Origin of the sequence: Streptomyces sp. S465, assembly GCF_026898115.1 — a bacterium.
GTDB classification, from domain to species: domain Bacteria; phylum Actinomycetota; class Actinomycetes; order Streptomycetales; family Streptomycetaceae; genus Streptomyces; species Streptomyces luomodiensis.
The window spans coordinates 1153014-1176105 of sequence record NZ_CP114036.1 but is presented as its reverse complement, the minus strand read 5'-3'; the positions used below and the strand labels follow the sequence as shown (position 1 = coordinate 1176105).

Genomic DNA, 23092 nt, shown 5'->3' with positions numbered 1-23092 from the left:
CGCGACGGGGGCGGGGGTTACCTCCCCGGTGGCCGAACCATTCGTTTGGTCGTCACCGCCGTCACGGCTTGCGCGCCACGCCCCCGTGGACATCGGTGGTCTCGATGGCCGTCTCGGCGTGGCCGGGCCGCCACAGCGGACAGGACACGATACCGGGCTCGATCAGCTCCAGGCCCTCGTAGAAGCGGCTGATCTGCGCCACGCTGCGCAGCACGTACGGAACGGCGCCGGTGTCGTCGTAGCCCTGCTGGGCCCGCTTGAGCGCCTGGTCGGTGTCGGTGCTGTCGTAGTGCACGAAGTAGCTGCCGGACGGTAACGCCTCGTGCAGCCGGCGCACGATCGACACCGCCTCGGCATAGTTCTGGATATGGCCGAGGATGCCCATCAGCATCAGGGCGATGGGCCGGTCGAAGTCGAGTGTCCTGGCCGCGGCCTCCAGGATCCGCTCGGGCTCGTGCAGATCCGCGTCGATGTAGTCGGTCACCCCCTCCCGGGTGCTGGTGAGCAGCGCCTGGGCGTGCCGGAGCACCAGGGGGTCGTTGTCGACGTAGACGATGCGGGCCTCGGGCGCCACCCGCTGGGCGACCTGGTGGGTGTTGTCGTAGGTGGGCAGCCCGGTGCCGATGTCCAGGAACTGCCGGATGCCGCAGGCGCCCGCCACATGGGTGACGGTGCGGATGAGGTAGGCGCGCGAGGCGCGGGCCATGGTCTCGATGTTCGGGGCGACCTCCCGGTACTGGTCACCGGCGATCCGGTCGACCTCGTAGTTGTCCTTGCCGCCCATCCAGTAGTTCCAGATCCGGGCCGAATGCGGCACCGTGGTGTCGATCTTGGTCAGGGCCTGCGGGTCGGGGGTGGACGAGCCGTCTGTCATGGAGCCGGTCTCCTGCCGTGTGTCTGCGGGTCGTGGGGCACCAACGTAAGGCCGGTGCCGGAGAGTTCAGCGATGCGGGGCGCAGAACGGCACGGGGGAGCGGATGCGAGGCAGGCGCCGGGCGAACGAGGCCACCGGGGGCTCGGCCACCGCCTCGTCGCGGCCCGGATCGGGGTCCGGGCCGCCGCCGGAGGCCGGCCGCTCCTCGACGGTGAGCACCGGGGCGTGCTCGGCGAGGGTGGAGAAGGCGTGGTCATAGCCGGTCACCGCGGCGTCGATCTCCGCGAGCGCCGCCGGTGGGGCGCCGCACGCGGCCAGCCGGTCCGCCAGCAACGGCACCGGGGCCGTCATATGGACGAAGGCGCCGTGGCGCTCGGCCACCGCCTCGGCGAAGTCGAACGCCTGGATCCAGGTCACCCGGGAGTGCCCGCGGCGCAGCGGCCCGTAGACGAGCTCGCCGACCAGACCGGCGTCGACGGCGAGCGCCCCGTGGTGCTGGAGGAGCTCGCGGTAGGGCCGGACCGGATCGACATGGGGGAGGTCGGGGGAGGCGCGGGTGACGGTGTAGCCGTGCCGGCGGGCGAGCCCGGTCAGCAACGCGTCCCTGCTGACCCCGTCGCAGCCCTCGACGATCAGGGTGCGGTGCCGTGCCACCGCGTGGTCGAGGTTCATTCCGGCATCCCGTCGTCCCATTGGTCCCGTCGCTGCGCAAGAGGGGACGACACCGCCGCCCGCCACGGCGTCTTCAGTGTGCGTGGCGGGACGGCGGGGACGGGAGTGCGCTGCGGGGTTGTGCGGTTGTGCGGGCGTAGTGGTTTTCGACGGGGACGAGGCCGACCGGGGCGGCCGGCCGTGCGCGGGCCCGCGCTACGAGATGAGGAAGTCCGCCTCGCCGGCCTTCGCCGCCGCCAGGAAGGACGCCATCTCCGAGCGGGTGTAGATCAGCGCGGGCCCGGTCGGGTCGGTGGACTGGCGCAGCGCCACCCGCCCGTCCGGCAGCCGCTTGGCCTCGAGGCAGGTGCCGCCGTTGGACCCGCTCCAGGGCTTCTCCCAGCCCTCCGTGCCCAGGTCCGTGGCCGGCATTCCGCTGTAGACGGGGTCGTGCATCTCAGATCTCCTTACGCAGTTCGGCCAGGATGGTGCTGGTGTCGCCGATCGGCTCGGCCTGGATCGCCATCCGGTCCAGGACCTCGAGATAGGCGACGACTTCGGCCGGCTTGTCGACATAGACCGCCCCGGTGAGGCTCTCGGTGTAGACGACGTCCGGCAGTTCGGAGAATCCGAAGCGGAAGTAGTGGAAGGGGCCGAAGGCTCCGGGGTGCGGCCCCGCCGTGAACCGCATGATCTGCAGCCTGACCTTGGGGATCTCCAAGGTGCCGATCAGATGGTCGATCTGGTCGCGCATCACCGGCAGGCCGCCGACCGGGCGGCGCAGCACCGTCTCGTCGAGGATCGCCCAGATGGTCGGCGCGTCCGGCTTGGTGAACAAACTCTGGCGCTTGACGCGCAGCGCGATCCGGCGCTCCAGCTCCTCCTCGGTGTCATGGGGGAAGCCCATGCGCAGGACCGCTCGTGCGTAGTCCTCTGTCTGAAGCAGCCCGGGGACGTAGTGGGGCTCGTACGCCCGGATGACGGTGGCCTCACTCTCCAGGCTGACGTAGGCACTGAACCAGTCCGGGAGCACATCGCGGAACTGATGCCACCACCCCGGCTGGTTGGCCTCCCGCGCCAGGGCCAGGAAATCATCGATCTCCGCACCGCGGACGCCGTAGTTCCGCAGCAGCTCCTTCACATACGGGATCTTGAGTCCGACTTCCGCCTTCTCCATCCTGCGCACGGTCAACGGGGTGACCTCGATGGCTTTCGCGGCTTCCTCGAACGACACCTTCGCCCGTTCGCGCAGAAACCGCAGACGCTTGCCCAGGACTCTGCGCAGAACGGTGGGGGCGGCGCCGGCCGGCCGTGCCTCGCTCACGTCCCGCCTCCCGGAGGAATGGCTGTCATATGCCTGCACAGTGTGCCACGCGATGGATGACACAGACAGAGCGAGTGGATCGCTTTGAAATTATCAGAACGAAGCTTGCGGCGTGACGGCATCACCACTCATAGTGAGCACGTGACCCATCTCACCCTCCATGGCGAGGGCTCCCAACTACCCATGTCCACAGCGTCGTTGAGGTCACCGGCCGACGGGTCGGCGCCGCACGGCGGGGATCCCGTGCACTGCCGTGGCTCGAACCAGGGACGGTCACGGTGACGCATCACGCACAGCCGGTAAGCGGGCGCCAAGGCGCCGCGGTCAACGCCGCGTTGGCCGCCGCGCTGAAGGAATCCGGGTGCTCCTACGCCTCATTGGCCCACCGGGTCAATGAACTGGGCCGTAGGCAGGGGCGCGAGTCGAACTACGACAAGGCGTCCGTCACCCGCTGGCTGCAAGGCGGACAGCCGCGTGGCACCACGCCGGAGCTGATCGCCGCCGTGCTCTCCCACCGGCTCGGCAGGCCCGTGGCCCCCGCCGAGCTGGGATTCATCTCCGACCGACAGCGCCCGGTCGTCGCCCGCGCGCTGGCCTACCGGGAGGACGTAGCAGAAACCTTGCACACGCTCGCCGAACTCGGCTCCACCGACATATCCCGCCGCAGCCTGCTGGGTGCGGTGCCCTTCGTCGCCGGCGCGCTGGTGACCCCGCAGCGCGAATGGCTGCTGTGGCTGGTCGAGAACCAGGACACCGCCCGGCTCACCCCAGCGGCCGAAGGCGGCCGCGTCGAACAGGTCCACGCAGCGATCAACATGTTCGACGAGATGGACAATCGCTTCGGCGGCGGCCAGGTCCGCGCCAGCATCGTGCTCTATCTGTCGACCGAGGTCGTGCCCATGCTCCAGCAGCGCGGCGCGCCACCGCAGGAGCGGCGCCAGCTGTTCACCGCCGCGGCCAAGCTGGCCGCGATGGCCGGCTGGAGCAGCTACGACAACGCCGAATACGGCCTGGCCCAGCGTTATATGACCCAGGCGCTGCGGCTGTGCGCCGAGGGCGGCGACCGGGTCCTGGGCGGTCAGATCCTGGCCGGTCTCTCCCATCTGGCGACCAACCTGGGCCAGCCCGAGGCGGGGGTCGAACTGGCCCGGGTCGGTATCGCCACGGCCAAGCACGCCGGAAGCCCGCTGGGGCTGATGCGGCTGCACGCCATGGCCGCCCGTGGCTACGCCGCACTGGACCAGCCCCGGGAGGCGTCCAAGTCGCTCCGCACGGCCGAAGCCCGGCTGGAGGCCAGCCAGGGCCCCGAACAGGAGTCGCCCTGGGTGCGCTTCCTCGACCACCACTATCTGGCGGCCGAGGCGGCGCTGTGCTTCCGCGACCTGGGCAACGCGTCCGCGGCCGAGCACTCCGCCGCCGAGTCCGTACGCGCCAACGCCGATCGGCGCCGGCGCCAGGCCATCAGCAGATCCGTGCTGGCCACGGCCTATCTCCAGCAGAACCGGCTGGACGAGGCCATCGGCACCGCGGGCGAGGCGCTGGACACGCTCAGCGGGGTGCACAGCGAGCGCTCGATCCAGGCCCTGCGCGACTTCCGCACCCGGCTGCGGCCACACCGCGGGGAGCCCATGGTCCGGGACTTCGAGCAGCGCTCCCGGACGGTGCTGGGGGCGGCCGCCTGAGGGGTTGGGCCTCCCTCGTTCCCCACAAGGGGGTCAATAGCCTCCCGGTGTGGGGGCGTTCTGGGCTCGGTCCACCGGCAGATGCGCACCGGAGACCCCGCTCGAGGCGTCCGAGAGCAGGAACGCCACGACGCGGGCGACCTCCTGCGGGGTGACCGGTTCACCGCCCGGGAGCTCGGCCGTGAACCGGGCCCAGGCCTCGGGGTCTTCGGTGCGCATCCGGTCCCACCGCTTCCCCGGGATCAGCATGGACCCCGGGGAGACGGTGTTCACCCGGATGCCGTCCGGGCCCAGTTCGCGGGCGAGTGAGGCCGCGAGGTGGATCTGGGCGGCCTTCGCCGCTCCGTACTGGGCCTGGGGGCCCGGCTTCCAGCCGGAGATGGAGGCGATCACCACCACGGAGCCGCCGCCCGCGCGGCGCAGATGCGGTACCGCGGCCTTCACCAGCCGGGCCGTATGGCCGACGTTCATCTCCCAGGTCAGCGACCAGTCCTGGGCGTCGGCCTCCTCGATGCCGCGGCCGCGGGCGCCGCCGGCGCAGGCCACCACGCCGTCCAGCCCGCTGAAACGTTCCGCCGCCGCGGTGACGAACTCCTCCAGCATCTCCGGCTCGGTGACGTCCAGCGTACGGGTGAACAGCTCCCCGTGTCCCTCGGCGCTCAGGGACGCCGTGAGGGAGCGCAGCCCCTCCGGCGTCCGCGCACAGGTGGCCAACCGCGCCCCGTCCGCGGCGAGTAGCCGTACGATCTGTTCACCCAGTCCCCGGGAGCCTCCGGTCACCAGGACCCGTTTGCCGTCCACACCGGACCGTTCCCCCGGGCGGAGCCGCCTCTCGCGGTCGTCGCTCACGCTTGCCACGTCCGGACCGTACAGCCCGAACCACTACGCCCGTACAACCGGACAACCCCCATGCCCTCTCCCCCACCGGCCGGTCCAACCGTTTGTCTACATGAACGGCGACCGATGGCGCTTTGCGCTGCCTTCGAAGGAGGAACCATGCCGGTATCCGGCACTCACCGCGACCGGGCCGTCTCCGTCCGTGGCAGCTGGTCCAGGCGGGTCGGGCGGGGTGCGCGCACCACCTGTCACCAGCCCAGATGCCACGCCGTCGGTCGCCAGAATGCGCTTACCCGCTCGCCGGAACATCAATCACTCCAGGTGCATGTATGCCATCAGAGCCCACAGACCGCCGAGGACCGTGAGGACCGACACCGTGAGCCGATCCTTTCCAGGACTGTCACACCGGCCGGCGTCGGCCGATGAGGAGGCCGAGACGATGGGCGCGACCCGCGGTGTCGCGGTCTCCGCGAACCGCCCGCGAACCCCTTCGGCCACCGGGCCGGTCATCGCTCCGGTTACCGGGCCGGTTACCGGGCCGGCCGGTGCGGCGATCCCCGTTCCCCTGTCCGGAGGGGAGAGGACGGTGATCCCGCTGGACACCCGCCGGCTCTTCCGGGCGGAGTTCCCCGCCCTCCCCGACCGCGCCGCCGCCGTACGCCGGATGGTCGCCGCGCATCTGCGCGACTGGCGGCTCGGCGGGGTCGTGGACCATGTCGTCCTCGCCACCAACGAACTGTTCGCCAACGCCGTGGAACACGGCAGCTCCGGCCCCGCCGACACCGTCACCATCACCGTCTCGCTGGAACGCTACGGCCGTGAGCTGCGGGTGGAGGTGGCCGATGGCTCGCCCGTGATCCCGGTCGTCCGTCAGCCCGAGCCGACCGAGGAGTCCGGACGGGGGCTGGCCATCGTGGACGACCTGGCGGGCGACTGGGGCACCGAACCGCCCGATCCGGGAGCCGGGGGGAAGAAGGTGTGGTTCACCCTGCCGCTGGGGACCGCCTCATGACCGCGGGCGCGCATGGTGACCGCCGGATGCGGGTCACGGTGGAGGCCGACGCGGCCGAATGGCTGCTGGCCGCGAGCGACGACCCGGGGCGGGTGCGGCTGCAGTGGGCCAGCGGCAACGGCCTCGCCGATCTGCCGGTGGGCCGGGTCTTCGATCTGGTGCGGATGTCCGGCGACATCGGCAGCGCGGTGGTCCAGGCGCTGCGGCGGCGCGACGCGGCGGGGCCGGTGATGCTCGCCACCGCCAGCCATGTGCTCTCCTTCCTCGTGCCGCCGGGAGCCGCGGCCGAGTGGAAGGGCTGGCTGGTCGGGACGGCGTACGCCCGCCGCCGCACGGTGGCCGCCGCCGGACCGGGCCGGGTGCTGCGCTGCCCCAGGCCCGGCTGCGTCCGGCAGGGCCATGTCTGGCTGATCCGGCCCGGCGGCGGCCTCACCGACAGCCGTACCCTGCGCGCCGCGCTCGAGGAGGCCGTCGACCGGCCCGGCCTCCCGGATGTGCTGCGGCCGCGCCGGGCCTGACGGCCGGGAGGGCGCCGAGGGCGTACGAGGGGCGTGCGAAGGGTCCGGAAAGGGTGCGGGAAGGGCTGAGGCCGTACCGCGGGCCTCCTCCGGATGGGGCCGGAGAACAGGGCACGGCGGGGCGCGGCGCCTCATCATCGCTTCGTGGCGACTCATCGCTTCGGGGCGAGTGGTGGTGAGCCGCCGCCCGTCCTCGACCCAAGGAGCCCCCCCATGGCAACCGGTCTCTCCGTCCATATCGGACTCAACCAGGTCGACGCGGCCGCGTACGGCGGCTGGAACGGTGAGTTGGGCGCCTGTGAGCAGGACGCCATGGACATGGCCCGCCTCGCCGACGCCGCCGGGTTCGATGTGACCGATCCGCTGCTGAGCCAGGCCGCCACCGCCGAGACGGTCACCGCCACCCTGGAGGCCGCCGCCGGGCGGCTGGCCGAGGGGGACATCCTCTTCCTCACCTACTCGGGCCACGGCGGCCAGGTGCCCGATCTCAACCACGACGAGACCGGCGACCGCCTCGACGAGACCTGGGTGCTCTACGACCGGCAGCTGGTCGACGACGAGCTCTTCGAGCTCTTCGGGAAGTTCGCCAAGGGGGTGCGGATCTGGCTGCTCTCCGACAGCTGCCACAGCGGCACGGTGGCCCGGCTGCTGACCGAGATGCTCAGCCCCCAGGAGCTCGACCGGCGCTTCAGCACCACCGATCCCGAGGAGGTCGGCCGCAGGATCCGGGCCATGCCCCAGTCGGTGCAGTCCGCCGTCTACCGGCGCGACCGCGAGGTCTACGACCGCATCCAGAACACCCGCACCGCCAAGGACCTCGCCAGGATCGACGCCAGCGTGCTGGAGATCTCCGGCTGCCAGGACAACCAGACCTCCGCCGACGGGATCGTCAACGGCCTGTTCACCGGCACCCTGCTGGAGGTCTGGCGGGGCGGCGCCTTCGCGGGAAGCTACCGCGGACTGCACCGGGAGATCGTCAAGCGGATGCCGCCCGACCAGACGCCCAACCTCTTCCAGGCGGGTGCGCCGAACACCGCCTTCGCCCGGCAGCGGCCCTTCACCATCTGAGCCGGAGCCCGGAATCCGCACCGCGCCCGTGGCCCATCCATGTGCGGTGGCCCGCCGGGCGAGGTATGACAGTAGGAGGACACGGCGAGCCGGTGAGGTGCCGGTATGACCACGCATGACCGTGTTGACCAGGGGAGCGAGGCGGGCGCCAGCAGCCTGGCGGCCGGCCCGGGAGGGGTGCTCGACCTGCTGCGGGTCGCCGCCGTGGTACTGGACGCCGACGGACGGATCGCCCTGTGGAGCCCGGAGGCCGAGCAGCTGTTCGGCTTCTCCGCGGCCGAGGCGCTGGGGCGCCGTGCGGACAAGCTGCTGGTCCACCCGCAGGACCGGCGGGCGGCCGTGGAGCTCTTCGCGCGGGTACGGGCGGGCGACACCTGGGCCGGTGTGTTCCCGGTCCGCCTCCCGGACGGCTCCACCCTCAAGGTGGAGTTCCGCACCATGGGGCTGCGCGATGTGCACGGCGATGTCTACGCCCTCGGGCTGGCCGCCGACGAGGGGACCGTGCGGCGGCTGGAGACCGATCTGGCCGTATCCGGTTTTCTGGTCAAACAGTCGCCGGTGGGACTCGCGGTGTTCGACACCGAGCTGCGCTGGCTGCGCGCCAACCCGGCCCTGGAGCAGATGAACGCCACCACCGAGTCCCAGGTGCGCGGCCGCCGCATCGGGGAGGTGCTGCCGGGACTCGACAGCGAGGCCATCGAGGCCGCCATGCGGCATGTGCTGGAGTCCGGTCAACCGCTGCTGGACCAGCAGAGCGTCGGCCGGACCCCCGCCGACCCCGACCATGACCACGCCTGGTCGGAGTCGTACTACCGGCTGGAGGACCCCAGCGGCCGGATCCTGGGCATCGCCGCCTCGGTCATGGACATCTCCCGGCGCCACCGGGAGGCCAGCGAGGTCGCCGAGGCGCGGGAGCGGCTCGCCGTGATCGCCGACGCGAGCGTCCGCATCGGCACCACGCTGGATCTGCGGCAGACCGCCCAGGAACTCGCGGATGTCACGGTGCCCCGGCTCGCCGACCTCGCGGCCGTCGACGTCCTGGACTCCGTGGTGCACCGCGAGGCCACGCCCCGGGTGTGGACCGACGGCTCCGCCCGCTTCCGGGCGCTCGCCGTCGCCGCCGGCTATCCCACCGACGCCGTCCACGCGGCGGACCCGGTCGGGGAGATCGCCCGCTACGACCCCACCCGGCTGATCACCCAGTGCGTCCGCGACGGCCGGTCGATGCTGCTGCCGTACGTGACCGAGCGGGACGTGCGGCGGATCGCCCGTGACGACACCGCCGCCGAGGTGCTGATCCGCGAGGGCGTCCACTCCTACATCGCCGCCCCGCTGATCGCCCGCGGCAGTGTGCTCGGCACCCTCAGCCTGCACCGCACCATCAACCCCAAGCCCTTCGACGAGGAGGACCGCACCCTCGCCTGCGAACTGGCCATCCGCGCCGCCATGTGCATCGACAACGCCCGGCTCTACGCCCGCGAACGGGACGCCGCGCTCACCCTCCAGCGCAGCCTGCTCTCCCAGCAGCCACGCGATATGGACGGCCTGGAGATCGCCTCCCGGTATCTGCCCGCGGTCAGCACCGCCGGCGGCGACTGGTTCGATGTGCTGCCCCTCCCGGACGGCAAGGTCGGGCTGGTGGTCGGCGATGTGATGGGCAAGGGCATCCACGCCGCGGCGATCATGGGCCAGCTGCGCACCGCTACCCGGGCCTTCTCCCGGCTCGATCTGCCCCCGGCCAAGCTGCTGTGCCATCTCGACGAGATCACGCCCAGCCTGGGGGAGTCCATCGCCACCTGCCTCTACGCGGTCTGCGACCCGCGCACCGGGCGGTGCGAGATGTCCACCGCCGGCCATCTGCCCCCGGTGCTGGTGCAGCCCGGCGGCGACGCCGAGCTCATCGACCTCCCCACCGGCGCACCGCTCGGCGTCGGCGGCGTTCCCTTCGCCTCGGTCGAACGGGAGCTGGCCGAAGGCGCGCTGCTCGCCCTGTTCACCGACGGCCTGGTGGAACAACGCCATCAGTCCCTCGACGTCGGACTGCACGCCCTGGTCCAGCTGCTGCGCCGGCACCAGGGCCCGCTGGAGCGGATCTGCGACCAGGTGCTGGCCGCGCTGCACGGGGCACCCGACGACGATGTGGCCCTGCTGCTGGCCCGGCTGCGCCGCCCCCGGCCGCCGGAGAGGCCCGTGCTCACGGTGGACAGCGACCGCGACACCGCGCACCGCACCGACCATGTCCGGGACGGTGCCGACCGGGGTGCGCCGCCCCGGAACGTGCCGCGGTAGGCGCCCGGGGAGAGGCCGGGGGCGGTGTGCGGACGCACCGCCACCCGATGGCGGCCGGGGCGCGCGAAGACGGACAGGGGCGCGATTCCCGCCGTCGCGCGGATCCGGCCATCACTTCTTGGCCCGGCTCGGCTGCACCCGCTTCGGCTCGCCCTTCATCTTCGGATGCTCCGGCGGATAGGGCAGGTCGCCGAGACCGTGCTCCCGCTCGTCCCGCGCGGCCAGCTCCAGCGCGGCCTCCAGACGGAAGGCGTGCCGCTCCATGTCCGCGTGCACATCGCCCCGCTCGCGGTAGCGCACCGGCATGGTGGCCACGTCGAAGTCGCGCGGCCGGGCGTCGGGCACCTCCTCCCAGCACAGCGGCGCGGAGACCGGGGCATGGGGGCGGGGGCGTACCGAGTAGGCGCCGGCGATGGTGCGGTCCCGGGCGGTCTGGTTGTAGTCCACGAAGATCTTCCGGCCGCGCTCCTCCTTCCACCACGCGGTGGTCACCCGCTCCGGAGCCCGCCGCTCCAGCTCCCGCGCGATCGCGATCGCGGACCGCCGCACCTGGGTGAAGGTCCACTCCGGCGCGATCGGGACGAAGACGTGCAGCCCCCGGCCGCCCGAGGTCTTGGGCCACCCCCGCAGCCCCAGCCCGTCCAGCACCTCGCGCAGCTCGCCGGCGGCCCGTACCGCGTCGGCGTAGTCGGTGCCCGGCTGGGGATCCAGGTCGATCCGCAGCTCGTCGGGGTGTTCGGTGTCCCAGCGCCGCACCGGCCACGGATGGAAGGTCAGACATCCCAGGTTCGCCGCCCATACGACGGCGGCCGGCTCGGTGGGGCAGATCTCGTCCGCGTGCCGCCCGCTGGGGAAGGAGATACGGCCGGTCGGAATCCACTCCGGGAGGTTCTTCGGCGCCCGCTTCTGGAAGAACGACTCCCCGTCCACCCCGTCCGGGTAGCGCTCCAGCGTCGTCGGCCGGTCCCGCAGCGCCCGCAGCGCGCCCTCGCCGACGGCCAGGTAGTAGCGGGCGAGATCGAGCTTGGTGAACCCGCGCTCCGGGAAGTACACCTTCCCCGGGTTGGTCACCCGCACCGTGCGCCCGCCGACCGTGAGCTCCACCGACTCTCCCATACGGCCACGCTAGGCCCGCCCGCCCCGGGCCGCCTCCCGGCGCGCACCGCCGCGACGGGCGCGCGGCCCGCCACAGGCGCACAATCGGACATCATGGACCTTCCGGTGATGCCTCCCGTCGAGCCGATGCTGGCCAAGGCCGTGGCCAGGATCCCGCCCGGAATGCGTTACGAGGGCAAATGGGACGGCTTCCGGGCCATCGTCTTCCGCGACGGCGACGAGATCGAGATCGGCAGCCGCACCACCAAGCCGCTCACCCGCTACTTCCCCGAGCTGGTCCAGGCGCTGCTCGCCCACCTCCCGCCGCGCTGCGTCCTGGACGGCGAGATCGTCATCGTGCGCGGCGCACGGCTGGACTTCGACGCCCTCCTGGAGCGGATCCACCCCGCCGACTCCCGGGTGCGGCTCCTGGCGGAGCGCACCCCGGCGAGCTTCGTCGCCTTCGACCTCCTCGCACTCGGCGACGCCTCGCTGATGGACGCCCCGCTGAGCGAGCGCCGCGAGGCGCTGACCGAGGCGCTGCGCGACGCCCCGGACCCGGTGCACATCGCCCCCTGCACCGACGATCCGGACCTGGCCCGGCAGTGGTTCGAGCAGTACGAGGGGGCGGGGCTGGACGGAATCGTGGCCAAACGCCCGGACCTCGGCTACCGGCCCGGTGAACGCGTGATGGTCAAGGTCAAGCACGAGCGCACCGCCGACTGCGTGGTGGCCGGTTACCGCATACACAAGTCCGGCCAGGGCATCGGCTCCCTGCTGCTCGGCCTGCACGACGGTGCCGGCCGCCTCCAGCACGTGGGCGTCTGCGCCGCCTTCTCCACGCGCCGCCGCCAGGAGCTGCTGGCCGAACTGGAGCCGCTGCGCATGGACACCGTCGAAGGCCACCCGTGGGCCGACTGGGCGCGTGAGGAGGCCCATGCCCAGGGCCGGATGCCGGGCGCGCCCAGCCGCTGGACCGGGGTCAAGGACCTGTCGTGGGTGCCGCTGCGCCCCGAGCGGGTGTGCGAGGTGGCCTACGACCACATGCAGGGCGACCGCTTCCGGCACACCGCCCGCTTCCGGCGCTGGCGGCCGGACCGGGAGCCCGGTCAGTGCACCTACGAACAGCTGGAGGAGCCGGTCTCCTTCGACCTGCGCCAGGTGCTCGGTTCCCGGCCCCCAGGGTCCTGACCTTCCCCGTCCCAGCCTTCCTGACCGAGCCTTCCTGACCGGGGGTCACCGCTTGGCGCCCCGGGCCGGGCGCTTGGCCATCCGGGTGAACCAGTCGCGCGCCGCCTCGGCGGCCTGCTCCAGGGTTCCGGGCTCCTCGAACAGATGGCTCGCCCCGGGCACCACATGGATCTCGTGCGGGGCGGCGAGCATGGCGGCCGCCTGCTGGTTGAGCCGCAGCACCTCGTGGTCGTCACCGCCCACGATCAGCAACACCGGTGCCCGCACCCGGTTCAGCGCGCCGCCCGCGAGATCGGGCCGGCCGCCGCGGGAGACCACCGCGGCCACCCGCTCCGGCCGCTCCGCCGCGGCCGTCAGCGCCGCGGCCGCGCCCGTACTGGCGCCGAACAGCCCCGCCGGCAGCCCGGAGACGGCCGGGTGCCCGGCGAGCCAGTCCACCGCGGCCACCAGCCGCCGGCCCAGCAGCGGGATGTCGAAGCGCAGCTCGGCGGTGATCGCGTCCACCCGCTCCTCGGCCTCGGTGAGCAGGTCGAACAGCAAGGTGGCCAGATCCGCGTCCTGGAGCACCCGGGCCACCGCGCGGTTGCGCGGACTGTGCCGGGAGCTGCCGCTGCCGTGGGCGAACGCGACGACGCCGAGGGGGTGGCCGGGAAGGGCCAGATCGCCCACGAGCGTGGCGTCGTCCGCGGCGATCCGGGCGGTCTCGGAGCGCATCGGCCACCTCCTGCCGGGGGTCGCGGGGCTGGTGGTACTGCTACGTGTAGGCCATGAGCCCTTGCCGCAGTTCGCTGTAGAGCCGGGAGAGCCTGCGGGATATGTGCATCTGCGAGAAGCCCAGGATCTCGCCGATCTGGCTCTGCGAAAGCCCGGCGAAGAACCGCAGGTAGAGGACGTAGCGGTCCTGCTCCGACAGCTCGGCGATCAGCACCCGCAGCGCCTCGCGGTTGACGACGCGTTCGATCGCGGCGTCGTCCGCGCCCACCGTCTCGGCGAGCAGCCGCTCCTCCGCGCCCTGGACGGCGGCGTTGAGGGAGAGCGGGGTGCAGGAGGCGCTGGCCTCCAGACCGGCCTTCACATCCTCCTGGGGCATACCGGTGCGGACGCAGATCTCGGTGACGGTGGGGGTGCGTCCGCCCAGCTCCTGCTCCAGCGCGTCGCGCGCGGAGCGGGTGCGGGAGCGGACCTCCTGGATGTTGCGCGGGATGTGCAGCGTCCACAGATAGTCGCGGAAGTGGCGCTTGAGCTCACCGGTGATGACGGGGATCGCATAGGAGGGGAAGGCGTGTCCGAGCTCGGGGTTGTAGCGGTCGACGGCCTTCACCAGGGCCAGCGAGGCCACCTGGGTGAGGTCCTCCATGTTCTCGCCCTTGTTGCGGAAGCGCAGCGCCAGGCGTTTGGCGACGGGCAGCCAGGCGCAGATGATCGCCTCGCGCAGCGCGTCGCGTTCGGGCCCGGACGGGAGCCGGGCCAGACGCAGGAAGGCACCGCCGGTGTCGGGAGTGTCGTCATGGCGTCGTTGGCGAGTCGCGGTTGCTGACATGGTCACTCGCCTCCGTGGTCCGATGTCACGGCGGTCGCCACCAGGTTCGCATGAGCCCTCACACCTCGCAATTCGACCAAATTGGTGACCGAGTGCCTGCCTTTGGGTTGGATGCGTTCTTTCTTCGGTTCAGCCCGGTTGTGGGCGGGTATGCGCAGGGGATGAACGTACGCCTTCGTCTCGCCCAGCGGCCCGAGGCGGACGCCCTGCTCGAACGCGACCCGCTGGCCCTGATGATCGGGATGCTGCTCGATCAGCAGGTGCCCATGGAGTGGGCGTTCTCCGGTCCGTACACCATCGCGCGGCGCCTGGGCCGGGAGGATCTGGACGCCCATGAGATCGCCGCCCACGACCCCGAGGGGTTCGCCGCGCTGCTGTCCGAGAAGCCCGCCGTGCACCGCTACCCGGGCGCGATGGCGGGGCGCGTGCAGCAGCTGTGCCGGTATCTGGCCGAGCACTGCGACGGCGACCCGACGGCCCTGTGGCGCGACGTCTCCTCCGGTGCGGAGTTGCTCGAGCGGCTGCACGAGCTGCCCGGTTTCGGCAGGCAGAAGGCGCAGATCTTCCTCGCGCTGCTGGCAAGCGGTTGGGGGTGCGGCCCACGGGCTGGCGCGAGGCCGCCGGGGCCTACGGGGAGGAGGGGGCGTACCGCTCGGTGGCCGACATCACCGGACCCGAGTCGCTGGACAAGGTCCGCGCCCACAAGCAGGAGCTCAAACGGCAGGCCAAGCAGGCCAAGGGTGGCGCCGCGAGCTGAGCGGGGACTTTTCAGGGGGCGCCGGGTGCGGGGGTGTCCGGCGAGGCGGTGCCCAGCGCGTCCCGCAGGGTGTCCACGGCCAGGGTGAGCGCGGCCCGTGCGGCCCGGGTGTCGCGGAGCGCGTCGAGCATCAGGAAGTCATGGATGATCCCCTGCATCCGCAGGGCGGTGACCGGTACCCCGGCCTCCCGCAGCCGCGCCGCGTACGCCTCGCCCTCGTCGCGCAGCACATCCGCCTCACCGGTGATGACCAGGGCGGGCGGCAGCCCGGCGAGCTGGTCGGGGGTGGCGCGCAGCGGGGAGGCGGTGATCTCGGAGCGCTGTGCCGGGTCGGTGGTGTACTGGTCCCAGAACCACTTCATGGCCTCGCGGGTGAGGAAGTAGCCCTCGGCGAACTGCTCGTAGGAGTCGGTGTCGAAGCGCGCGTCGGTCACCGGGTAGAAGAGCACCTGCCGGACCAGCGACAGATCGCCGCGCTCCCTGGCGAGCAGGGTGAGGACGGTGGCCATGTTGCCGCCCACCGAGTCCCCTGCCACCGCGATCCGGGAGGCGTCGAGCCCCGCCCCCTCGCCGTGGGCCACGATCCACTGGCCCACGGCGTAGCTCTGCTCCAGTGCCACCGGGTAGTGGGCCTCGGGGGAGAGGTCGTACTCGGGGAAGACCACGGCGGCGCCGACCCGGACCGCCAGCTCCCGGACCAGCCGGTCATGGGTGTGGGCGTTGCCGAACACCCAGCCCGCGCCGTGGATGTAGAGAATCACCGGAAGGGTGCCGACGGCCTCCGGCGGACGGACGATCCGCGCCTTCACACCGCCCGCCGGAATCCCGCCGACGCTGATCCACTCCTCGTCCACCTCCGGCTTGGGCACCTCACCGGACTGCACCTCGTCGACCGTGCGACGGCCCTCGGCGGGCGTCATCTGGTACAGGTACGGCGGCTTGGCGGTGGCCTCGGCGAACGCCGCGGCGGCGGGCTCGAGGACGGGACGGACCGGAGCGGTGGTGGACATCGGCTCCTCCTTTTCCGCTCCGACGATCCCACCTCGGCCGCCACGGCACCCACCGCTGTTACGCCACTCGGGCGCATCCCTGGACCTCGGCGTTCCGGCCTCGGGCTCCCTGGGTGTCCGGGTTCCCTGGGCCCCCGGGTCCCTGGACTCCTGGACTCCTGGGCTCCTGGACGACGACGTCAGGTCAGGGGGCCCGGTGCCGGTGAGGGGTCCGGGACCGGATCGGGGCCCGGCGGCTTGGGCACCGGGTCGGGGGACGGGCCCGGGGTGGGGCCGGGTGTGGGGTTCGGCGGCGGCTCGGGCGGAGGGGTGGGAATCGGGTCGGGCGGCGGGCCCGGGGGCGGTCCGGGCACGGGGCCCGGTGCGGGACCCGGTTCCGGGCCACCCGGACCGGGCGAGGGGGTCGGAGACGGCGGCCCGGGTTCTCGCTGCGCCGAGTGGATGGGGGTCGGGTCGGTCTGCCGTGCCACGGTGTCCTCCAATGCTGTACGACGGGTGGCCACGTCATCTCCGGGGCGGGTGCCCCGGTCCCCTGGGATGTACGCATGGCCTCGGCGCCGAACGCGGGGGCGGCGGGGAAGGCGGGCACGAAGTCCTCCGCCCGGCGGAAGCGGCGTCGCCGGCGTCGCCGTCGCCATGCGACGTTCTCCTGGTCCGGACCGGTAGCTCCGGACCGGCGGCTACCCACATCGTATCTGGTAAAATGCCCGCTTTTGGGGCCTGTGCCCTCTATGTCCGGCTACGCCGCCTCGACGACCTCGACCCCTTGGGCGCGCAGCGCCCGGATCTCGTCGGCGTCGGCGCCCCCGTCGGTCACCAGCGTCCAGCCGGGCGGCAGCCGCACCCAGGTGTGGAAGGGGCGGCGGCCGATCTTCGCGGAGTGCGCCAGCACGTACACCGCCTCCGCCCGGCGGGCCATCAGTTCCTTGAGCCGGGTCTGGCGCAGCTCCGCCTCGCAGATGCCGTGCTCCGCCGTCACCCCGTCCGCGCCCAGGAAGACCCGGTCGAAGGTCATGCGCTCCAGGGCGGCCTCGGTGAGCGGGCCGAGGAAGCTCTGGCTCAGCGGCCGGAGCGTGCCGCCGAGGCATTCCACTCGCACGGTCTCCACATCGGCCAGCTCCTGTAGCGCGGTGAGCCCGGTCGTGGCCACCGTGAGCCCCTCGGCGGTGCGCAGCTCATGGGCGAGGGCGCCGACCGTCGACCCGGCGTCGAGCAGCACCGTCTCCCCGGCGCGGACCCTCGACGCCGCCCAGCGCGCGATGGCCCGCTTGGCCTCGAACGCCTCGCCGGTGCGCTGGCGCAGCGATGCCTCCGGGTGGGCGACCAGGGCCATCGCCCCGCCGTACGTACGCGCCAGCCGCCCGTCCGCGGTGAGCTGGGCGAGGTCGCGGCGGATGGTGGAGGCGGTGACACCGAAAGCGCGGGACAGCTCCTCCACACTGGTCAGGCCCGTGGTCGTGGCGAGGTGGACGATCTGGTCGCGCCGGGCCCGCGCTCCGTTCACCGGCATATCACTCGCGTTCCTCAACGTAGGTTCGGTGTCAGCGGGCCGGGGTCGGCGACATCTCGGCGGCCTGCCGGAGCGCCTCGATCATGCTACCGGCGTCGGCGGTGCCCGTACCGGCGATGTCGAAGGCGGTGCCGTGGTCGACGGAGGTGCGGATGACGGGCAGACCCACGGTCAGATTGACCCCGGCCTCCAGGCCCAGCACCTTGACCGGGCCGTGCCCCTGGTCGTGGTACATCGCCACGATCAGGTCGTAGTCGCCGCGCCCGGCCAGGAAGAAGGCGGTGTCGGCGGGGAGCGGGCCGCGGGCGTCGATGCCGTCGGCGCGCAGCACCTCCAGTGCGGGCACGATCTTCTCCTCCTCCTCGCCGTAGCCGAACAGGCCGTTCTCACCGGCGTGCGGATTGATCCCGCACACCCCGATCACCGGTTCGGGGGTGCCGGCGCGCACCATCGCCTCATGGCCGCGCCGCACCGTGCGCTCGACCAGGCCGGGCTCGATCTTCCGCACCGCGTCGATGAGCCCGATGTGGGTGGTGACGTGAATGACCTTCACCGTGGGAGTGGCCAGCATCATCGACACCTCCTCGACCCCGGTGAGACGGGCCAGCAGTTCGGTGTGGCCGGGGTAGACGTGGCCGCCCGCGTGCAGCGCCTCCTTGTTGAGCGGCGCGGTGCAGATGCCCTGCACCTCGCCGTTCATGGCGAGTTCGGCGGCGGTGCGTACGTACTGGTAGGCCGCGTCCCCGGCCACTGGCGAGAGCGTGCCCCACGGCAGGTCGGCCGGGAGCAGCCCGAGGTCGATGACGTTGATCCGGCCCGGGGTGAACACCGCCTCGCCGGGCGTGGCCACGGTGACGACCTCGCAGCTGATGCCGCGCAGCCGGGCGGCCTGCCGCAGCCGCTCCGCGTCCCCGATGACCACCGGGCGGCAGCGCCGCAGGGTGTCCGGGTCGAGCAGCGCGGGGACGACCACCTCGGGCCCGATGCCGGCGCCGTCGCCCATGGTGACCGCGATCAGCGGGAGCGGGGCACCGGCGTCCGCGCCGGAGGCCCCGGTGGAGGTGAGATGGGTGGAGGCGTTCATGGGCTGACCTTCCGTTCGGTCGAGTGGGGGCGCAGCGCCCGGACGATGTGGCGCAGGGAGTCGGGGTACCCGAAGCTGCCCGGTCGGGTCACGACGGATCGCCCGTCGGGGGTGGAGAGATGGACGGCGCCGTGGTGCACCTGGCCGACCGGGGCGAGCTCGGTCACCGCCAGCGCGTCCAGCACCCGGCGGGCCGTCTCACCGCCGGTCAGTACGAGATCGACGGCGCCGGGGTGCGCGGCGACGGCAACGGCGACGGCACGGGCGAGGCCGTGCACCAGCCGCCGGGCGGACACGGGCCCGGACCGCGTACCCGGCCCGGTGTGACCCGGCCCGGTGTGACCCAGCCCGGTGTGACCTGACTCTGTGCGATCCGGCTCTGTGTGGTCGTCGGATCCGCCGCCGGACGGTGGTGTCGCGGCGGGCAGGGGCCCGCGTGCGGAGGTCGGTGCGGCGGCGGGCGCGTGCGGCGTCGCCGGGGCGGGAGCCGCCGGCGGGGAACCGGTCGGGCCGGTCGGGCCGGTCGGGGCAGCGAGGGAGACGACCGTGACCGGGGCCGTCATCGGGGGCAGCCGCACCGGAGGGCCGTCCGCGATCAGCTCGGCGAGCGGGAGTGGGTGGTGGATCGCCCCATCCTCGACCAGGCGCCGGATCTGCTCGACGGCCGCCGGTTCGGCCGTACCGACGACGACCAGCACGTGGCGGCCGGTGGCTGGTGTTGGTGTCGGGGTGGTGGTGTGGGGCGCGGTGGCTGGTGGCGGCGTAGTGGTGGTGGCCGAGGGCGCGGTGTCTGGTGGTGGCGCGGGTGTGGTGGCGGGGGATGCCGTGGCTGGTGGCGGTGTCGGGGTGGCGGTGCCTGGTGTCGGTGTCGGGGTGGTGGTGTGGGGCGCGGTGGCTGGTGGCGGCGTAGTGGTGGTGGCCGAGGGCGCGGTGTCTGGTGGCGGTGCGGGTGTGGTGGCGGGGGATGCCGTGGCTGGTGGCGGTGTCGAGGTGGTGGTGTTGGGCGCAGTGGTGGTGGCCGAGGGCGCGGTGGCCGGTGGCGGTGTCGGGGCGGCAGGGGGCGCCGTGGCCGGTGACGGCGCGGTGGCGGAGGGCGTGGTGGCTGCGGGCGCGCCCGCCAGGTGGCGGCCGAGGGCCAGTGCCAGTCCGCCGGAGCCGACCAGCCGTAGCCGTGGCCCGGCGGCGAGTGACGCCTCGACGATCGCGGTCAGGTCGGCGTCGGTCTCCGCGTCGCACACCGCCACCCGTCCGTCGTCCGTGGCCTTCCGCAGCGCGGACAGCAGGGAGCGGCCGGGGGCCCGTACGGTCGTGAGCGGGATCGGTGTGGTGGGGAGCCCGCCGAGGGCGTCCGCGATCGAACGCGGCGCGGCCGTGGTCTCCGAACGCCACGCGTCGCCCTCGTGGAGCGCCACCCCGTCGATGTGGACCACCCCCGAGCGCACCACGCGCCCGGCCACCGGCAGCGCGGGGGCGAGCACCACGCCCGCGCCGTCCTCGGCGAGGGCGGCGACCTCGGCGGCGAGGTTGCCCCGCAGCAGCGAGTCGATCTTCTTCAGCACCAGGGTGTCCCCGCCGGGCGAGGACAGCCGCAGCGCGTCGCGGACCGCCTCGGCCGCCTCGGCGGCCGGGCGGTAGCGGGAGTCGAGGTCCAGGACGATGGCCTCGCCGGGACCGGGTGGGCGCAGGGCCACCACCCCTTCACGGCCAACCCCTTCACGGTCAACCCGCTCACGGCGAACCCGTTCACCGTCAACCCGCTCACGGCGGCGAACTCGTTCACCGTCAACCCCCTCACCGCTCCCAACGAGCACCACCTGGCTGCGCGTTGTGCGCGAGTGAAGGGCGGCGGCCGTTTCGGCGGCGCCGGACAGGTCATCCGCGATGGCCACTAGCCTCCGGCCGGTCGTCATACCGGTACCTCCTCAAATGACCATGACGGACGGAGCGATCCGATGTCGTGGATGCCGTCTCCGCGGTCCCGATGATGGCATACGTTGCGCGAAGTGCGCGAGAGCTATTGCGTAAAGCGCGCAGTCATGTCACGGTGACCGCCGCGACACCTTGACCCGTACGGCCCTCATCCGGGCGCCGCACGGATCGAGCGAGCCGGTCGCTCGCCTCAGAACCGCCGAGAGGTCAACGATGACCCGTATCCCCATTGGTCCGGCACTCAGCCGCCGGTCCGTGCTGCGCCTGTCAGCAGGCGCCTCAGCAGGTATCGCCCTCGCCCCGCTCACCGGGTGCGCGGGCCCCACCGGCGCCCCCGGGCCCGGCGCCATCAGCCTCGGGCTGAACCGCTCACTGGTCAGCCTGGACAACAAGCTCAACCAGTTCGACGCGGCGGTCACGGTGCAGCGCGCGGTGCGCCAGGCGCTCACCCGGATCGGCGAGGGGCTCCGGCCCGAGTTGGTGCTCGCCGACCGCTTCGAGATGACCGAGCCCACCACCTGGACGGTGCGACTGCGCCAGGGAGCCCGCTACTCCGACGGCACTCCGGTCACCGTCAAGGACGTCTCGACCGCGCTGACGATGTACGCGGGGGTCAACGGCTCGTTCATCGTCGGCCTCTTCCCCGAGCTGCCCACCGTCGAGCCGGTCGACGAGCGCACCTTCCGGCTGCACACCAAGCGCCCGGTCCCCATCCTCGACCAGCTCATGGCCAACATCCTGATCAGCCCCGCCGCCGCCAACCGGGCCGGGGAGCTGTCCGGCGGTGTGGGCTCCGGCCCGTACGTGGTCACCTCGGCCAACTCCGGCACCGGTGAGTACACGCTGGCCGCCAACCCCCGGTACTGGGGGCGGCGCCCCGCCGTCGACCGGGTCCGGGTGCGCTTCGTACCCGAGGAGTCCAGCCGTGTCGTCGCGGTGCGCAGCGGTGAGCTGGACGTCATCGACACCATCACCCCCGACTCCGCCGAGCAGCTCAAGGGGTTGCCGGGGGTGGTGCTGGACCGCACCTCGGGCACCCGCGTCAACCAGCTGTTCTTCAACTTCCGCAAACCGCGCGGACACCCGCTGGCCGACCCCCGGGTGCGCGAGGCGCTCAGCTACGCCATCGACGGCGAGTCCCTGGTGCGCGATGTGCTCACCGGCTCCGCCCAGCAGGCCGAGGGCGTCGTCCCGCTCGCGCTCAAGGGCTCGGTGCGCACCGGCCGTTATGTCCACGATCCCGGTGAGGCCCGCAAACGCCTCGCCGCGCTGGGCGCGAGCGACCTCAAAGTGAAGATCATCTGGGAGTCCGGGGAGTTCCCCGCGGACACCTCGGTGATGGAGGCCGTCCTGGAGATGCTGCGCGACGTCGGCGTCCGCGCCACCCTCCAGCAGTTCGAACCGGGCGGCGACATCCTCCAGTGGCGGCAGGGCCGCCGCGGCGACTGGGACGTCCTCGGCAACGGCTTCTCCGTCCCCACCGGCCACGCCTCCACCAGCCTCCAGGGCATGTACGGCGGCACCCCGGAGAAGGAGCGGACCCGGGACACCTACCAGGGCTATGTCTTCCCCGAGATCGCCGCCCGGCTGGCCGACGCCTCCTCCGAAACCGATGAGAAGACGCGGAACAACAAGCTCGCCGCCGTCCAGAAGCAGATCTGGGACACCCGGCCCTGCCTGTGGGCCTTCGTCCCCGATGTGGTGCTGGCCCGCCGCAATCGGGTGCGCGAGGTGCGGCTGCTCCAGCTCAACTCCTACGACCTCGCCGCCGTGCGTCTGGAGGGCTGAGCCGTGACGCGCTATCTGATACGCCGCCTGGGCCAGAGCGTCCTGACCGTCTTCCTGACCCTCTCCACCGTCTTCGTCCTGGTCCGCATGGCCCCCGGCGACCCCGCCGCGGCCCTGGCCGGGCCCAACCCCACCAGCGCCGACCTCGCCAGGATCCGGGAGCAGTTCGGGCTCGACCGCGGACTGCTCACCCAGTACGGGGTCTTCCTGCGCGACCTGGTCACCGGCGACCTCGGCACCAGCTACTCCTTCCACGCCCCCGCCCTGGACGTGGTGCTCGACCGGGTGCCGTACACCGTCACCCTCTCCCTCTCCGCGATCGCCCTCACCGCGCTGGTGGCCGTGCCACTCGGGGTGTGGATGGCCCGCCGCGCCGACACCAAGCGGGAGCTGGGCGCCAATGTGCTGACCATCGCCGGGCAGTCCATGCCGGACTTCTGGATCGGCGTGATGCTGCTGACCGTCTTCGCCGTGCTGATACCGGTGCTGCCCGCCTCCGGCTTCACCACCTGGGGCGGGCTGGTGCTGCCCACCGTGACCGTGGCCATCCTCCAGATGGCGCTGATCTCCCGGCTGGTCCGCCGCGAGATGGTGTCCGCCCTCGCCTCGCCGTACATCACCGTCGCCCGCTCCCGCGGCGTCTCCGAATCGGCGCTGACCTGGCGCTACGCCATGGGCAACTCCGCCATCCCGGTGCTCACCGCGCTCGGCACCCGGTTCGCCGCGATGCTCAACGGCGTCGTGGTGGTCGAGGTGGTCTTCGGCTGGCCCGGTGTCGGCTCGCTGGTCGTCCGCGCCCTGGAAACCCGCGACTATCCGCTGATCCAGGCGACCGTCCTGGTCACCGCCGCCCTGGCGGTCCTCGTCCAACTCCTCATCGACCTGGCCTACCCGCTGCTCGACCCGCGGGTGCGCCTGGGAAAGGCGGCCTGA

General features: G+C 72.6%; 20 protein-coding genes and 1 pseudogene. 9 read left to right on the top strand and 12 right to left on the bottom strand.

What is annotated here, in order from left to right; genetic code table 11:
• Positions 1-61: 61 nt before the first annotated feature.
• From N6H00_RS04855 to N6H00_RS04840, 4 genes are all read right to left on the bottom strand, one after another.
• Complete coding sequence (locus N6H00_RS04855; RefSeq protein WP_268970301.1) at positions 62-874, bottom strand: SAM-dependent methyltransferase; 813 nt, start codon at positions 872-874, stop codon at positions 62-64.
• Positions 875-940: 66 nt separating this feature from the next.
• Entirely contained in the window at positions 941-1546 is a 606-nt protein-coding gene (locus tag N6H00_RS04850; RefSeq protein ID WP_268970299.1) for a hypothetical protein, read from the bottom strand.
• A gap of 195 nt (positions 1547-1741) precedes the next feature.
• The gene (locus N6H00_RS04845) at positions 1742-1981 is read right to left on the bottom strand and encodes a DUF397 domain-containing protein (protein ID WP_268970298.1); all 240 of its coding nucleotides are present in this window, start codon (positions 1979-1981) and stop codon (positions 1742-1744) included.
• Position 1982: 1 nt separating this feature from the next.
• A complete protein-coding gene (locus N6H00_RS04840; protein WP_268970297.1) occupies positions 1983-2849 on the bottom strand; it encodes a helix-turn-helix domain-containing protein in 867 nt (288 codons plus the stop codon).
• 278 nt (positions 2850-3127) lie between these two features.
• Here N6H00_RS04840 and N6H00_RS04835 point away from each other — a divergent pair, with 278 nt between their 5' ends.
• Positions 3128-4531 (top strand): hypothetical protein, encoded by a 1404-nt coding sequence (locus tag N6H00_RS04835; protein ID WP_268970296.1) that lies wholly within the window; start codon positions 3128-3130, stop codon positions 4529-4531.
• Between the two features lie 33 nt (positions 4532-4564).
• Here N6H00_RS04835 and N6H00_RS04830 read toward each other — a convergent pair whose 3' ends face one another.
• Positions 4565-5380, bottom strand: a complete 816-nt coding sequence (locus N6H00_RS04830; protein ID WP_268976845.1) for an SDR family NAD(P)-dependent oxidoreductase — start codon at positions 5378-5380, stop codon at positions 4565-4567.
• A gap of 574 nt (positions 5381-5954) precedes the next feature.
• On the opposite strand from N6H00_RS04830, the gene N6H00_RS04825 reads away from it, so the two are divergent.
• The 4 genes from N6H00_RS04825 to N6H00_RS04810 all read left to right on the top strand — a co-directional run bounded on the left by N6H00_RS04825 (position 5955) and on the right by N6H00_RS04810 (position 10255).
• Positions 5955-6380 (top strand): ATP-binding protein, encoded by a 426-nt coding sequence (locus N6H00_RS04825; RefSeq protein ID WP_268970295.1) that lies wholly within the window; start codon positions 5955-5957, stop codon positions 6378-6380.
• Positions 6377-6898 carry a hypothetical protein gene (locus N6H00_RS04820; protein WP_268970294.1) on the top strand — a complete coding sequence of 174 codons (522 nt, stop codon included), beginning with the start codon at positions 6377-6379 and terminating at the stop codon, positions 6896-6898. Before N6H00_RS04825 ends, N6H00_RS04820 begins: the two co-directional genes overlap by 4 nt.
• Positions 6899-7111: 213 nt before the next feature.
• Entirely contained in the window at positions 7112-7966 is an 855-nt protein-coding gene (locus N6H00_RS04815) for a caspase family protein (protein ID WP_268970293.1), read from the top strand.
• A 105-nt stretch (positions 7967-8071) separates the two neighbouring features.
• Positions 8072-10255 carry a SpoIIE family protein phosphatase gene (locus tag N6H00_RS04810; protein WP_268970292.1) on the top strand — a complete coding sequence of 728 codons (2184 nt, stop codon included), beginning with the start codon at positions 8072-8074 and terminating at the stop codon, positions 10253-10255.
• Positions 10256-10366: 111 nt separating this feature from the next.
• Here N6H00_RS04810 and ligD read toward each other — a convergent pair whose 3' ends face one another.
• Positions 10367-11371 carry a non-homologous end-joining DNA ligase gene (ligD, locus tag N6H00_RS04805; RefSeq protein WP_268970291.1) on the bottom strand — a complete coding sequence of 335 codons (1005 nt, stop codon included), beginning with the start codon at positions 11369-11371 and terminating at the stop codon, positions 10367-10369.
• A gap of 93 nt (positions 11372-11464) precedes the next feature.
• Between ligD and N6H00_RS04800 the strand changes: the two genes are divergently transcribed.
• A complete protein-coding gene (locus N6H00_RS04800) occupies positions 11465-12541 on the top strand; it encodes an ATP-dependent DNA ligase (RefSeq protein WP_268970290.1) in 1077 nt (358 codons plus the stop codon).
• Between the two features lie 45 nt (positions 12542-12586).
• Here N6H00_RS04800 and N6H00_RS04795 read toward each other — a convergent pair whose 3' ends face one another.
• Both N6H00_RS04795 and N6H00_RS04790 read right to left on the bottom strand, forming a co-directional pair.
• Positions 12587-13255, bottom strand: coding sequence for a dienelactone hydrolase family protein (locus N6H00_RS04795; RefSeq protein ID WP_268970289.1), 669 nt, complete (start codon positions 13253-13255; stop codon positions 12587-12589).
• Positions 13256-13295: 40 nt separating this feature from the next.
• On the bottom strand, positions 13296-14081 hold the full coding sequence (locus tag N6H00_RS04790; RefSeq protein WP_268970288.1) for a SigB/SigF/SigG family RNA polymerase sigma factor: 786 nt from the start codon (positions 14079-14081) through the stop codon (positions 13296-13298).
• A gap of 161 nt (positions 14082-14242) precedes the next feature.
• Between N6H00_RS04790 and N6H00_RS04785 the strand changes: the two are divergent.
• Positions 14243-14838 (top strand): annotated as a pseudogene (locus N6H00_RS04785) (HhH-GPD-type base excision DNA repair protein).
• An 11-nt stretch (positions 14839-14849) separates the two neighbouring features.
• Here the strand turns inward: N6H00_RS04785 and N6H00_RS04780 are convergent.
• The 4 genes from N6H00_RS04780 to N6H00_RS04765 all read right to left on the bottom strand — a co-directional run bounded on the left by N6H00_RS04780 (position 14850) and on the right by N6H00_RS04765 (position 20352).
• Complete coding sequence (locus N6H00_RS04780; RefSeq protein WP_268970287.1) at positions 14850-15848, bottom strand: alpha/beta hydrolase; 999 nt, start codon at positions 15846-15848, stop codon at positions 14850-14852.
• Positions 15849-16587: 739 nt separating this feature from the next.
• The gene (locus tag N6H00_RS04775) at positions 16588-17358 is read right to left on the bottom strand and encodes a DeoR/GlpR family DNA-binding transcription regulator (RefSeq protein WP_268970286.1); all 771 of its coding nucleotides are present in this window, start codon (positions 17356-17358) and stop codon (positions 16588-16590) included.
• A gap of 31 nt (positions 17359-17389) precedes the next feature.
• Positions 17390-18442 carry a 4-hydroxythreonine-4-phosphate dehydrogenase PdxA gene (gene pdxA / locus N6H00_RS04770; RefSeq protein ID WP_268970285.1) on the bottom strand — a complete coding sequence of 351 codons (1053 nt, stop codon included), beginning with the start codon at positions 18440-18442 and terminating at the stop codon, positions 17390-17392.
• The gene (locus tag N6H00_RS04765) at positions 18439-20352 is read right to left on the bottom strand and encodes a four-carbon acid sugar kinase family protein (protein WP_268970284.1); all 1914 of its coding nucleotides are present in this window, start codon (positions 20350-20352) and stop codon (positions 18439-18441) included. Before N6H00_RS04765 ends, pdxA begins: the two co-directional genes overlap by 4 nt.
• A gap of 232 nt (positions 20353-20584) precedes the next feature.
• On the opposite strand from N6H00_RS04765, the gene N6H00_RS04760 reads away from it, so the two are divergent.
• Positions 20585-22159, top strand: coding sequence for an ABC transporter substrate-binding protein (locus N6H00_RS04760; protein ID WP_268970283.1), 1575 nt, complete (start codon positions 20585-20587; stop codon positions 22157-22159).
• 3 nt (positions 22160-22162) lie between these two features.
• Entirely contained in the window at positions 22163-23092 is a 930-nt protein-coding gene (locus N6H00_RS04755; protein WP_268970282.1) for an ABC transporter permease, read from the top strand.